Source organism: Companilactobacillus sp., from assembly GCF_022484265.1.
In the GTDB taxonomy this organism is placed as follows: Bacteria; Bacillota; Bacilli; order Lactobacillales; family Lactobacillaceae; genus Companilactobacillus.
Window position 1 is genome coordinate 1,592,882 of the sequence record NZ_JAKVLR010000001.1, and the last position, 14,410, is coordinate 1,607,291.

The window sequence follows — 14,410 nt, forward strand, 5'->3', positions numbered from 1 at the left end:
GTTTGTCCGTCACGACATCCTACAAAGATAAAAAAAACGAAACCCGCAGGTTTCGTTTTTTTAAGCTGCTTTTGCCTTTGATGTAATTCTGGCTTTGTTCAACAGCATTGAACTAGTTACAACTGACAATGAACTAAAGGCCATTGCTAGTCCGGCTAATTCCGGACTCAATGTTAAGCCGATTCCAAAGAAAATTCCGGCTGCAACTGGGATTCCTAACACGTTGTAGATGAAGGCCCAGAATAAATTGAGTTTGATCCGATTGAAGGTTTTTTTGCTTAATGCCAAAGCTTTATCAACATCCCGCAAATCATTTTTGACTAGTACGATACCACCGGATTCGATAGCGATATCAGTTCCTGAGCCCATGGCAATTCCGACGTCAGCAACTGTCAATGCAGGTGCATCATTGATTCCGTCACCAACAAAGGCGACCTTGCCTGATTCTTGAATCGATTTAACGTGGTCAGCTTTTTCGCTAGGAAGGACATCGGCGATAACTTCGTCAATTCCAACTTGTTTAGCAATTGCTTCAGCGACTCGTTGGTTATCACCAGTCAACATGACTGTCTTTAATCCACGAGCTTTCAAGTCAGCGATTGCTTCTTTAGAGGTTTCTTTTGGTGCATCTTGAATAGCGATCAAACCGACTACTTGGTTTTCAACGCCAACAAAGACGACTGTTTTAGCTTGTTCTTGTAGTTCGACTACTTGTTGTTCTAATTCTTTGCCAATTTCGACATCATCTAACAATTTATCGTTACCGACAAATGATTTTTTACCATTGATAAGAGCTTCGACACCTTTACCCTCGATAGCCTTAAAGTCAGCAACTTGCGGAGTTTTAATGTTCATTGATTCAGATTTTTTAACAATGGCAGATGCCAATGGATGCTCTGAAGATTGTTCCAAACCTGTGGCAACGGATAAAACTTCTTGCTCATTACCGACAATGTCAGTTACTTCTGGTTTACCAACTGTGATCGTTCCTGTTTTATCAAAAACAACCGTCTTAATTTCGTTAACTGCTTCAAGAACTTCACCATTTTTGATGAGGATTCCCATTTTAGCTGAACGACCAGTTCCGACCATCAACGCTGTCGGAGTAGCCAAACCCAGTGCACAAGGACAGGCAATCACAACAACTGACACTGCAAAAATCAGTGAGTTAGCGACTGATGCATCCAAGAACACGTACCAAATCATGAACGTTAAAATTGCGATGATCAAAACTACTGGTACAAAAATATCTGAAACTTTATCAGTCAAATTTTGAATTGGAGCATGACTGTTTTGAGCCTTTTTAACTAGGTCAACGATTTGTGAAAGCATCGTATCGTTGCCGACTTTTTCAGCCTTAAACATGAAGGTACCATTGCTATTGATAGTTGATCCGATGACTTTGTCGCCAGCCTTCTTTTCAACAGGCATACTTTCACCTGTGACCATTGATTCATCAATAGTAGATGTACCTTCTGTGATCACACCATCGACAGCGACTTTTTGACCAGGCTTTACCCTGATAATATCGCCAACGACTACTTCTGAAAGTGGAATCTTAACTAGTTTTCCATCACGCATAACTTCAGCGTCTTTAGCTTGCAAGTCGACTAATTTTTCAACTGCATTTGAAGCATTATTTCTCATTCTCTCTTCAAATACTTGTCCTAACAAGACAAATGTCGTTACAAAAGCTGCACTTTCAAAAAAGACAGCTTGGTGCGTTGCCATTGCGTAGATACTGTACAGATAAGCAGTTACCGTACCAATTGCGACTAATGTATCCATATTTGAATGGTGCTTAGTAAATGAAGCCCAAGCACTCTGCCAAAATGGACGTGCTGAGATCCACATAATAACGGTTGTTAAAGCTAGTTGCGTCCAGTTTCCACCTGGCATCATCCAACCAAATGGCATCAGGATCATGTTAGCCAACATTGGTAATGAAAAAAGTAATGAGATCCAGAAACGTTTTGTTATCGACATTATGAGATCACCACTTTCCCAAAGAACATGTCCATCCCGCAACTAAAGCTAAATTCACCAGCTTTATCAGTTGGGACATCTACTGTTTTAGTCACATCGATCGGTAAGTCCTCTTCAAATCCAAGTTCTTTAGAATGAACCACATCCAAACAGCCTTGGTCATTAGTTCTCGTAAATGAAATTTTTGCAGGAACGCCTTTTTTCAAATTAACTACGTCTGGTTTGTAGCCACCAGCAACTTCAACTTTTACTTCTTGTACGTTTTCGTTCATAATTTTTACCCCGATTTATTTAATGATTAATTTTCCGTGGAACATATCCATGCCACAAGCCCACTGGAATTCTCCAGCCTTGCTAGTATCGATCTTAATCTCTTCTTTTTGATTGATCGGTAAAGCTTGGTTTACGCCGAAGTCTGAAAAAACCACTCGATCCAAACAACTAGATTGATCTTTTCGAGTGAAGTTAAGAACAGCCGGAACACCCTTTTTCAAAACGACCGTTTCTGGTGAATAACCACCATTGACGAGTACGTCGATACTTTGCGTATTATCTTTAACGTCAGCAGCCACCTCAGCAGATTCATGTTTGCCGAAGAACCACCAAACGATAAACCCAATAACTGCCAATCCAACAATCAGTACTAATATTTTTGTCAAAATCATCCCTCCACATATCGTTTACATCTGTAATCAATAACTAAATAATATCTTCATCGTTTACATTTGTCAACAAGGTAAAACCCTAATTTGAAAAAAGAGCGCAAAAATACCTGGTTTGAGGCACAAATATAAGATTGATCAATTTGGCGAGGCCCGTTTGGCCCCAGAGTATTGAGCAAGCGTATATGCCCTGCCTCAAGGTATTTTTGCGCGTTTCGAATCAGAGCGTGAAAATGTCTGAATTGAGGCAAAGCATAAGATAAGCCAATACGGAGTGGGGCGCGTAACGCCCTCGTAGTGTTGGATTGTCTTATGTGCCCTGCCTCAAGACATTTTCACGCGTTTCCACCATCAAAAATAAAAGCGACCAGAGCAGAAGGAGAGGAGTAATCTAAACGGGGTTTCAGTAAAAGAGGCACTAGCCAAAATATTTAGACAAGTAAATAATTTTTACATGAAAAAGTCGCATACCCTATTTCAACCTACGAGGAGATCTTGACCTAACTCTATTTAGACGGAGGACGGAAATCGATGCCCCGGCTCAGTAGGGAAATAAATAAAGGAACGTACGTCGCCTTTGGCGCGTGCGCAACCGTTTAAAATGTTGGCTACGCCAACGAACAACCAAGGATGCCAGCATTTAACGACAAAAAAACGAGAATCCAAAAGATTCTCGTCCTTTCTAATATTTATCAAACCAGTCTGCTGCGGCATAAGAAATGTCGCGTGGTTTTTCTCGTTGAATAAAGTGTCCTGCTTCGTCCCAAAATTGTTGGTCGAAAGGTCCTTCAAAGTACTCTGAGATCTGGGTAGCTGATTTATAATCCGTACAGCTATCCTCTTTTCCAATAATGTTCAAAGTCGGAACCAAGATCTGAGCCGACTTTTTCAATTGTCGGTCCATCTCAGAATATTCCTCATCAAATGGATTAACGCCCCAACGTTGACGGTAAGTATCCAAAGTTACTTCCGCCCAGTCCTCATTTTGGAAAAAACTAGTCAACGTTTGGGCTTTCTGTGCAGTCATAGTAAATCTTGGGCTCCATTCCTTCCACATGAAGAGTGCGAATTCGCTTTGACGTTTGCGAACGTATTCTGCACCTTGATCAGTCGTCATATACCATTGATACCAGTATTCCTTAATTTGTTTCAACGACATCCGGCTGAACATTTGCCACCCTTCGGACAAGACAACTTCCGATTTTACTAAGTCGGTACCGTAGAGACTAGCTAAAGTCATCGCGGTAAAGGCTCCCCAATCTTGGCCAATGATCCGGACTGACGTTAAGTCTAAGGCTTCGATAAATTCCTTGATATCAGTCGCAAACGCCAATGGACCTCCAGTTCGACGAGCATTGTCATCCAAAAAAGTAGTGTGACCAAAGCCTCGAAGTGATGGCACAAAAGTTTGGTAGCCACTATTATGCAAATGTGGCAGCACTTCATCCCAAGTTCTCACGCAGTCAGGCCAACCATGCAATAAAATAACTGGTTGTCCGTCTTCTGGACCTGATATTTCGTATGACATTTGAAGCTTGCTAGTTTTGACGTATTTTTCTCTCATGACGTTCCCCTATTTTTGGTTCTGATTTTGATGCCATTGCTTAATGTATTCTAGACGTTGCTTAAAGCGTTCTTCATTCCCCTGTGTTGTTGGAAAATAATATTCGTGCCCCTCAAGATCAGGTGGCATTGTCTTCATTGAAGTCAACTTGTCCTCTGTATTATGCGCGTATTGATAATTTTTTCCATAGTCTAATTCTTCCATTAACTTCGTTGGAGCATTGCGGATCTGTAAGGGTACCGGTTCATTGCCAGTTTTTTTAACATCCGACTTAGCTTTGCCAGTGGCCGCATAAACTGCGTTTGATTTCGGTGCTAAAGACAAGTAGATCACGCACTCTGTCAAATGAACATTGCACTCAGGCATACCAATGAACTGACAAGCTTGAAAAACATCGACTGCTAACGACAGTGCCCTAGTGTCAGCCAATCCAATATCTTCACTTGCAAACCTGACTAATCGTCTTGCGATGTAGAGTGGATCTTCTCCACCCTCAAGCATTCGCGTTAACCAATAAATAGCTGCGTCGACATCACTGTTTCGCATCGACTTGTGAAGCGCAGAAATAATGTTGTAGTGCTCGTCGCCTTTTTTATCGTAGCGAAGTGATTTGGTATTGATCAGTTGGCCTAAAGTACCCTCTTCAACTTCGACCTTGTCGATCTTACGATTACCATTCAAAACTGCCATTTCCAGCGTATTTAGCGCCGTTCTAGCATCCCCATTAGCAAATTCAGCAATCGTTTTAATATCGTTGTCACTGATTTCTACTTTATAATCGGGAAACGCCTCCGGATTTTTCAGAGCATTATGCAAAAGTTCGACGATATCATCAACCGTCAATTGTTTAAGCACAAAAACTTTGCATCGGGACAGCAAGGCGGAATTGATCTCAAAAGATGGATTCTCAGTTGTTGCGCCAATCAAAATGATGCTGCCACGTTCAACGAATGGTAAAAATGCATCTTGTTGAGCTTTATTGAAACGATGAATTTCATCAATGAAGACGACTGTTCTTTCACCCATCTCACGATTATTTTCTGCTTCCTGCATGATCTCACGAATCTCTTTAATACCACTAGTTACCGCACTGAAAGTAATGAATTGTGACTTGGTCTTATGGGCAATAATCTGTGCCAATGTAGTCTTGCCAACACCAGGAGGTCCCCAAAAAATCATTGATGATAGCTTGTCTTGGTCAATCAGATCACGCAAGATTTTTCCTTTGCCAATCAAATGCTTTTGTCCGGTAAATCCGTCAAAATCAGTTGGACGAACTCGATTAGCTAAGGGTGAATTTTGTTGAGCTTGATCATCAAAAATCGATCCTTGTTTCATTAAAAAGAACCTCCTTTTTAAAAAATATTGCCCAACCTCATGAGGTGGTTGGGTTTTGAAACAATGTTTCATGTGAAACGTGACGTTATTAACCTTATAGTTAGTTATATATGACGTCACATTGGACTTTGTACCAAACATATGTTTGGGTAACTAATACTACACTTTTTACATCTAATTAGCGAATTTATTAACAATCCAATTCTAATTTAATATTATGACTGAAATTTAATCACGTCAAAGTAAAAAACATACCTTCTTATAGGTATGTTTTTAATTACATCTCAAATTGACTGTTATATAAATTAGAATAAAAACCTGCTTGTTTCATTAATTGTCCATGCGTACCTCGTTCTATTATCTTGCCATCCTTTAAAACTAAAATAAGATCAGCATTTTTAATTGTTGAAAGGCGATGAGCAATAATGAATGAGGTCCGGTTTTCTGTCAGCAGATCCATGGCTTTTTGAATTTGCTCCTCAGTTCTAGTATCGACTGAACTAGTAGCCTCATCTAGAATTAGCATCGACTTATTTCTGATCAAAGCTCTAGCAATAGTAAGCAATTGCCTTTGACCCGCAGAAAGGCTGACTGAGTCATCCAAAACGGTCTGATAGCCATTTGGTAGAGTATTAATGAAATGATCGATGTCAACCGCTTTAGTGGCCCTTTTAACTTGTTCATCAGTTACGTCAGATTGATTATATTTGAGATTATTCATGATGGTATCTTCAAATAACCATGTGTCCTGTAATACCATATCGAATTGTTCTCTGACATTGCTACGCTGTAAATTTTGAGTATCGATCCCATCAATCTTGATTTTCCCACTATCTGGGTCATAAAATCTCATCAACAAACTGACGATCGTAGTTTTCCCAGATCCTGTCGGACCCACAATTGCAATCTTCTGACCAGGTTTTACATGAACGTCAAAGTCTTTGATGATTGTATTATCTTTATCATATCCAAATTTTACGTGTTCAAAATCGACCTGACCCTTAGTCTTAACTATTTGATCAGGTTTATCCATCTCATCATCGACTTCTTTTTCATCCAAGAATTCAAAGACTCGTTTCATAGCTGCCTGAGCGGATTGTAAACTTGAAAAAGCTTGTGTTATTTGTGATAACGGTTGGGTAAATATTCTTACAAATACGATAAAAGCAACAACAACACCAATTGTGATCACATGGTTCAAAACTAAAATTGAACCTACAATAACTACGGCAACGTAACCAAAGTTACCGATAAAGTTCATCAGTGGTTGCATGATTCCTGATAAGAATTGAGATTTCCAAACATTGTCGTACAAATTATTATTGAGTTGATCGAATTTTTTCGAAGCATTATCAGTATTATTATAAGTTTTAACGATAGTTTGGCCACTATAAGTCTCTTCTAGAAATCCGGAAACATTAGCCAGACCATTTTGCTGATTATTGAAATACTTCTGCGATCTCATCATGATCAAAATAGTTAATACAAAACCAATCAATACGGCAATTACCGCTGTTAATGTCAGTATCCAATTGGTAATTAGCATCATAACGATTGATCCGACAATTAATAATGTAGACGAAATAACCGTTCCTAAGCTTTGATTCAGCGATTGTCCTAAAGTATCCAAATCATTGGTAACTCGACTTAAAGTATCCCCTTGGTCATGGGTATCAAAATACTTTAATGGCAATCGATTAATTTTGGAACTAATATTCGACCTTAATCCTTGTGTAAATTTTTGTGTGACGGTCGCGATGATAAAACCTTGAAAATAATTAAATATCGCTCCCACAATGTAGATAATCGCTAATATTACAGTGATCTTAAACACTTCTGGCACATTAATAGCTGAATGCAGTCCAGCCGAGATCAAATTGGTGATCTTACTCAATTGACTAGGTCCAATTACCGTTGCCACACTACCGATCAAGGAGAAGATTGCTGCTAAGATCAAATATTTAATATAAGTTTGACCATATTTTTTAATACCGGCCATTAAACTAATCTTTTTATTTTCCATTAGCCAATTCCTCCTTAGAAAGTTGTGAGTAAGCTATTTCTTGATAAACATGATTATCTTTTAATAATTCTTGATGAGTTCCTTGCCCAACGACTTCACCATTATCTAGGACAATGATTTGGTCAGCATCCATAACAGTACTGATTCTTTGGGCAACAATGATTTTGGTAATATTACCAGCTTTTTCTTTTAAGCTTTGGCGCAATTTTGCATCTGTTTCATAATCCAATGCAGAAAATGAATCATCAAATAATAAAATTTCCGGTCTACGTGCGACAGCCCTGGCAATTCCCAATCTTTGTTTCTGACCTCCAGAAAAATTATCGCCATTTTGAGCAACCGGTGCGTCTAATTGTTTATCCTTATCCATCACAAAATCTTTAGATTGAGCTATATCCAATGCTTGATAAATTTCTTCATCCGTTAGGGCTTTTCGATTTTTCTTGGTACCAAAATCAATATTAGATCTAATTGTTCCACTAAAAAGAACAGCACTTTGTGGCACGTACCCAATTTTATCGTTCAAATCTTTTTCAGTGTATTTTCTAATATCTCTGCCATCGATCTTAATTGACCCACTCGTCGCATCATACAAACGGGATATTAACTGTAGTGCTGTACTTTTACCACTCCCAGTCGATCCAATAAAAGCAATTGTCTGACCTTTATTAGCGGTAAAACTCATATCTTTTAGAGCACTAGATTCTGCTCCTTGGTACTTAAAACCAACGTTATCAAACTCAATCTTTCCTGATTCTTCTGTATTATCTTCTGAACCGGATTGTTCTGGATATTGAATAGAAGGCTTTACATCTAACACTTCATTCAAACGGTTTGCCGATACACTGACTCTTGGTAACAAAACAAAGATTATCGACAATAACAAAAATCCCATGATAACTTGCATTGCGTATGAAGAAAAGACAATCATATTACCAAACAATACTAGCTTTTGTGTTTGAGCAGCTGCCTCAATGACTACCGCTCCAATTGCATAAACTGATAAAGTCAAGGCACTGGAAATGAAGGTCATTCCGGGGTTCATTAATGATAAGACTCGATAAGCAAATAAATTTGTTTTGGTTAAATTGTTATTTGCCTCATCGAATTTTTCATTTTGATAATCTTCGGCGTTGTACGCATGGACAACTTTAATACCATTTAGATTCTCACGCGTAATTGAATTTAGTCGATCAGTTAATCCCTGAACTACCTTAAATTTAGGCTGAACCATTAATAAAATGAAGGTCAGCATCAAGACTAATAGTAAAACAGCTATTCCAGTGGCAGTCGTCCATTGCCATCCCTTGTTTGCTATCTTGGTAATTGCCCAAATTGCCGTGATTGGTGCTTTGATAATTGCCTGAAGTCCCATAGCAACAAAGGTTTGCACTTGAGTAATATCATTTGTCGATCTGGTCAAAAGGCTGGGGATAGAAAATTTTTTCAAATCTTCTTGAGAAAAATCCATGACCTGATTAAATGTGTCTTTACGCAAACGTGCCGTAAATCCAGCAGCAATCTTTGCGACGAAATAACCAACTATCACTGATGCGACGACACTCAATATCGATAGTAGCAACATCGTCATTCCTGGTGACAGTATTTGCGAGACCGTGGTACCTTTGGTTTCTAGCTGTTGGGTCAGGACAGACATATAATCAGGAATTTTTAATTCTAGCCAAACCTGAAGTGCTATAAAAATAACACTGACCAATATCATGCCATATTCACGTTTATTCAAACGTTTTAATAATTTAAGCATTCATGTTCTCCTCTATTAAAAGGTGGTTGGCAACATATCATTCCTAATAAGATGCCCTCACCTTATTTTTTATCCATCGCATTATTGAAATTTCTTACCATTTCTTCTGATAATTTTAAAAATGAAGTAACCTCTTCCGATGACATATCACCCGTAGCAATTTTTTCAACGTCGTCCCAGACATCTTGTGCTTGCTGAGCAATGTCTTTTCCTTTAGAGGTTAAACTTACTAAAGTAACTCGTTTGTCGATCTCTGATTTCACAGTTACAACCAAATCATTTTTCATCAATCTATTAACTGATTTAGCAATTGTTGAATGATCAACGCAAAGGGATTGAACAAGTTCATTTTGAGACTGTCGATCTCGTTGTAACAATTGCATCAAGATCATATCTTGACCTGGGTATAAACCCAATTTTCTGATTCGTTGCGTAGTCAAATTTCGATGAGATGATACCAAAGCAATAATAATATTTCCCAGTGGAAAATTAGTTTCATTCATAATTAAGCCTCTCTTGATTGATTATTCTTCAACTTAAAAGTTCCAATTAATCCGATAACTGAAATGATAACAACCGTTAAATAAGCTAAACGATAACCAAAAAGTTCTGCTCCAATTGTACCAGAAGCAACCATTGCTTTTGCACCGATACTAGAAATAGAAACTAATAACGCCGTTGCAATAGCTGCAGCAATTTGTCGAGCCATCGTATTAATGGCATTTCCATGTGCGACTAAATTAGGAGCAAGATCATTTATTCCTGCTGTTGCTAGCTGCATAGCTACTAATGAAATACCGATCATCCAAACAGCATACAAAATGGATACTAGAACTAAAGAAGTATTTGGATCAATCAAAAGAAATCCGATTGTTGCAACTGTAAAAATCGAGAAACCTGTGATAGCCAATTTTTTAATACCATATTTATCAAACAAATTACCTGCCAATGGATTAACAATACCCATCATCAATGCTCCTGGTAACATTACTAATCCAGCGGTAAGCGCACTAGTCTGAAATACTGACTGAAGATACAAAGGAACTAATAATTGCATCCCCAACAATGACATATTAGCAATACTACTTAGCCACGTAGTTCTGGTAAAAATACTCGACTTGAAAACTTTCATATCTAACATTGGAATTTTTATTTTTAACTGACGTCTGATCAACAACGTTATACCGATTGCTCCGACAACTAACGCACTCAAACTAACAATTAAATTTCCAGAACCAATAATTGAAAATCCCAAAAGGATGCCACCAAAACCAACTGTCGACTCTAAAACCGAAATTAAATCTAATTTTGGATTAGTAGTTTCTACAATATCTCTCATACCAAAATATGCTAAAACGATTACTAAAATTGAAACTGGGATCAAAATCCCAAACAGGTCACGCCATGTTGCATTATCAACGATCCAGCCTGAAAGAGTTGGTCCGATTGCTGGAGCAAGTGCCACTACGATTCCTGTTAACCCCATCGCCATACCACGTTTTTCTGGAGGGAAAATCATGACCATAATATTTTGCATGAATGGCATGATAATCCCGACACTAACTGCTTGAATCAAACGACCAATTAATAATATGGAGAAGTTTGGTGCAAGATAAGCAGTACTAGTCCCTATCAAAAAAATCAAAATAGAACTAAGATATAAACTTTTTGATTTAAATTTATATAGCAAAGTTGCAGAAATTGGCACCATAATTCCAATTACCAATAAATAGCCGGTAGATAGCCATTGTACTGTTGAAGTACTAATTCCAAAGCTTCTTTCAATCGCAGGCAATCCATTATTGAGTAAGGTTTCTGTCAAAACGGTCATAAAGCCACCAAGCAATACGGATAAAATCAGAAAAGTTCGGTTATAAGTATTCCCATGGGTGTCAACATTACGTACTGTTTCCATAATTATTACCTCCAGTTAAAATGTTGTGGCTAGTTTTCTAGCTTCTGATAAACTTTCTTGCATTAGACCTTCAGCTTTTTCAGGGAAATGATCCATGCCTTCGACACTGATTTTTTGAACTGGCTGACTACCTAGAAATTCCATCATGCCTTTGATATATTGGCTTCCAAAGTCTTTACCTTCATAAAAACCGCCTGCTGATTGGATATGAATAACTTTCTTACCAGGTGCCAAAGGTTCAGCACCATCTGCTGTATACTTAAAAGTTTTTCCAGCAATATTGATAGCATCGATCCATGACTTCAATTTCGTCGGAACCATCATATTCCACATAGGATTTGCGATGACAATTTTATCAGCATCAATGTATTGATCAATTGCCTGATTGTATAAATCTATCTTAGATTTAGCGTCTTTTGATAATTTTTGCAAACTATCATTATTTCTCATTAATGACCATGCCTCAAATTGATCCGGACCTAACTCCGGAAAATCCTCATCATATAAATCATCGATTTGAATCACATCTTCGGGATTTTTATCTTCATAATCTTTCAAGAATTGATTTAACACTTTCAAAGTTCTAGATTCACTATTTTCAGGATGTGCTTTAACTACTAATACTTTTTTCATTAATAAAACCTCTTTTTTATTTTATGTTGCCGACCACGTATAATAAATTAACACCATTTTATGTGGTTGGCAACCTTTTTGTTAAAATTTTTCATTTTGGTCTTTAACCTTTACAACCACCAAATTTCTGTGCTACTCTTTCAATAACTTAATACATAGGATTTAAAAAAGAAGGAGTACTATTTATCCAATTTTCAGTGAGTTAGGGTCAGTGTAAACCTAGCATGCGGGTATTTACGAAAAACATCTTTTGTCATCGGCCTGAACCAACAGTAGGGTTAGACGGATCTGGCACGTTACAGCCAGAGAGCATGTTTGTGCTTGTAGAGATGTTTTCGTATGAAAACAAATTGGGTGGTACCGCGAAAGACCTTTCGTCCCTTTATTGGGATGTTGGGTCTTTTTTTAGTGCCACTTAATGCTTTTTAGCATTTAGTGGCACTTATCGGAAGCCTCACCTAACCCAAACCCCAAAGTTTTCACTCCCTAGCACTTCTTCAATATCGAAAGGAGAATCCATTTATGGTAAAAGTTACAGCAAAAGATTTATTCACTAAAGAATACAAAGATGGTGAAGAGATCACTATCGAAGGTTGGATCAGAACTCTTAGAGGTTCTAAAAAAATTGGTTTCATCGAAGTTAATGACGGTTCATTCTTCAAGAATGTTCAAGTTGTTTTCGCCAAGGCTGATATGGAAGACGCCTTTGATGACATCAAGAAATTCCCAATCAGTACAACGATCGAAGTTACTGGTGCACTTGCCTTAACTCCTGATGCTCAACAACCATTTGAAATTCATGCTACAGAAGTTAAAGAATTGGGTTCTTCTGATGTTGATTATCCATTACAAAAGAAAGCTCATTCATATGAATATCTAAGAACAATCGCTCACTTGCGTCCACGTACAAATACTTTTTACTCAGTATTTAAAATCCGTTCGATTGCCGCATTTGCAATTCATGAATACTTGCAACATCACGACTTTTCATACATCCAAACACCTATCATCACTAGTTCAGATGCTGAAGGTGCCGGTGAAATGTTCCAAGTTACGACTTTAGACTTGAACAACGTTCCAAAGACAGACGATGGCAAAGTTGATTACAACCAAGACTTTTTCAAGAAGGAAACTAACTTAACTGTTTCTGGCCAACTTGAAGTTGAAGCCTTCGCACTTTCACTCAGAAACGTTTATACATTTGGTCCTACATTTAGAGCTGAAAACTCACATACTGGTCGTCACGCTTCAGAGTTCTGGATGATCGAACCAGAAATGGCCTTTGCCGACATGCAAGATGAGATCAACGTTTCTGAAGAATTGTTGAAATACGTAGTTAACTACGTGCTCGACCATGCTAAAGAAGAAGTTGAATTCTTGAACGACAACGTTGATGAAAACTTGATCAGCCGTTTGAAGAACACTGTTTCTGAAAAATTTGCACAGATAACTTATACCGAAGCCATCGACTTGCTTGAAAAAGCTGATGTAAACTTTGAAGTTCCAGTTAGCTGGGGCTTAGATCTTGAAGCTGAACATGAACGTTACCTTTCAGAAAAAGTCTTCAAGAAACCTGTTTTCTTAACAGATTATCCTAAAGACTTCAAAGCTTTCTATATGCGTGCTAACGACGACGGCAAGACCGTTGCTGCTGCTGACTTATTAGTTCCTGAAATTGGTGAGTTGATCGGTGGATCACAACGTGAAGAAAGAATGGACGTCTTAGAAGAAAAACTTAAAGACTTCAACTTAAATCCTGAAGAATACAAGTGGTACTTAGAATTACGTAAGTACGGCGGTACAGTTCACTCAGGTTTCGGAATTGGTTTCGAACGTCTTGTTATGTACCTAACAGGTATGTCAAACATCCGTGACGTTATAGCTTACCCAAGAACACCAGGAAATGCCGAATTCTAATCTTACTTAGAAACTTAAGGCTTGATCATTTTGATCAAGCCTTTTTTTATACAATATGGAGGTTTTATTATGAAAATCAAAACAGCTACATCAACTGACCTACCTAAAATCATGACCTTGATTCAACAGGCACAAGCTTTTTTCAAAGCTGAAAGAATTGACCAGTGGCAAAATGGTTATCCATCAAAAGAAGTCATAATGACTGACATTTCAAATCAAGAATGCTTCGTTGCGATTGAGGACAGAAACATTGTCGGCAGCATCACGCTAACTTTTTTAAGACAACCGGAATACGATAACATTCAATCTGGTACATGGAATAGAAATGGAGATTACGAGACCATTCACCGACTAGCTGTCGACAACGACGTTAAGGGTCATGGCATCGGATCAAAGTTATTGGATTTTGCATGGCAGAGAGCTCTTGAAAACGACATCCACAGCCTTCGTACTGATACCCACGAGAAGAACATCCCGATGCAAAAATTATTGTCCAAGCAACATTTTGAAAAAATTGGCATTATCCAACGCCCTGATATTTGTGATCTGACAGGTTTTGAGCGCTGGAAATAAAAAAATCCCTCGACAGTATCGAGAGATTTCTAAA

Annotated in this window: 12 protein-coding genes and 1 other annotated feature; of the genes, 2 read left to right on the top strand and 10 right to left on the bottom strand. The window is 38.1% G+C overall.

Annotated features, from left to right (window positions below):
- Positions 1-60: 60 nt before the first annotated feature.
- The 10 genes from LKF16_RS07735 to LKF16_RS07780 all read right to left on the bottom strand — a co-directional run bounded on the left by LKF16_RS07735 (position 61) and on the right by LKF16_RS07780 (position 11,886).
- Positions 61-1,986 carry a copper-translocating P-type ATPase gene (locus tag LKF16_RS07735; protein ID WP_291470210.1) on the bottom strand — a complete coding sequence of 642 codons (1,926 nt, stop codon included), beginning with the start codon at positions 1,984-1,986 and terminating at the stop codon, positions 61-63.
- The gene (locus LKF16_RS07740; RefSeq protein ID WP_291470211.1) at positions 1,986-2,258 is read right to left on the bottom strand and encodes a cupredoxin domain-containing protein; all 273 of its coding nucleotides are present in this window, start codon (positions 2,256-2,258) and stop codon (positions 1,986-1,988) included. Before LKF16_RS07740 ends, LKF16_RS07735 begins: the two co-directional genes overlap by 1 nt.
- Positions 2,259-2,273: 15 nt before the next feature.
- Positions 2,274-2,651 carry a cupredoxin domain-containing protein gene (locus LKF16_RS07745; RefSeq protein WP_291470213.1) on the bottom strand — a complete coding sequence of 126 codons (378 nt, stop codon included), beginning with the start codon at positions 2,649-2,651 and terminating at the stop codon, positions 2,274-2,276.
- Positions 2,652-3,330: 679 nt separating this feature from the next.
- Positions 3,331-4,212 carry an alpha/beta fold hydrolase gene (locus tag LKF16_RS07750; protein ID WP_291470214.1) on the bottom strand — a complete coding sequence of 294 codons (882 nt, stop codon included), beginning with the start codon at positions 4,210-4,212 and terminating at the stop codon, positions 3,331-3,333.
- Positions 4,213-4,221: 9 nt separating this feature from the next.
- Positions 4,222-5,550, bottom strand: a complete 1,329-nt coding sequence (locus LKF16_RS07755) for a replication-associated recombination protein A (RefSeq protein WP_291470216.1) — start codon at positions 5,548-5,550, stop codon at positions 4,222-4,224.
- Positions 5,551-5,827: 277 nt separating this feature from the next.
- Positions 5,828-7,573, bottom strand: coding sequence for an ABC transporter ATP-binding protein (locus LKF16_RS07760; protein ID WP_291470218.1), 1,746 nt, complete (start codon positions 7,571-7,573; stop codon positions 5,828-5,830).
- Positions 7,563-9,338 carry an ABC transporter ATP-binding protein gene (locus LKF16_RS07765; RefSeq protein ID WP_291470220.1) on the bottom strand — a complete coding sequence of 592 codons (1,776 nt, stop codon included), beginning with the start codon at positions 9,336-9,338 and terminating at the stop codon, positions 7,563-7,565. Before LKF16_RS07765 ends, LKF16_RS07760 begins: the two co-directional genes overlap by 11 nt.
- A gap of 62 nt (positions 9,339-9,400) precedes the next feature.
- A complete protein-coding gene (locus tag LKF16_RS07770; protein ID WP_291470221.1) occupies positions 9,401-9,841 on the bottom strand; it encodes a MarR family winged helix-turn-helix transcriptional regulator in 441 nt (146 codons plus the stop codon).
- A 2-nt stretch (positions 9,842-9,843) separates the two neighbouring features.
- Positions 9,844-11,253, bottom strand: coding sequence for a DHA2 family efflux MFS transporter permease subunit (locus tag LKF16_RS07775; RefSeq protein ID WP_291470223.1), 1,410 nt, complete (start codon positions 11,251-11,253; stop codon positions 9,844-9,846).
- A 15-nt stretch (positions 11,254-11,268) separates the two neighbouring features.
- Positions 11,269-11,886 carry an FMN-dependent NADH-azoreductase gene (locus LKF16_RS07780; RefSeq protein ID WP_291470224.1) on the bottom strand — a complete coding sequence of 206 codons (618 nt, stop codon included), beginning with the start codon at positions 11,884-11,886 and terminating at the stop codon, positions 11,269-11,271.
- Positions 11,887-12,039: 153 nt separating this feature from the next.
- Positions 12,040-12,271 (top strand) — a binding site (T-box leader).
- A 137-nt stretch (positions 12,272-12,408) separates the two neighbouring features.
- Here LKF16_RS07780 and asnS point away from each other — a divergent pair.
- Both asnS and LKF16_RS07790 read left to right on the top strand, forming a co-directional pair.
- A complete protein-coding gene (gene asnS, locus LKF16_RS07785) occupies positions 12,409-13,803 on the top strand; it encodes an asparagine--tRNA ligase (RefSeq protein WP_291470225.1) in 1,395 nt (464 codons plus the stop codon).
- Between the two features lie 69 nt (positions 13,804-13,872).
- Positions 13,873-14,376: a GNAT family N-acetyltransferase gene (locus LKF16_RS07790; RefSeq protein ID WP_291470227.1), complete on the top strand. Its 504-nt coding sequence runs from the start codon at positions 13,873-13,875 to the stop codon at positions 14,374-14,376.
- Positions 14,377-14,410: the final 34 nt, after the last annotated feature.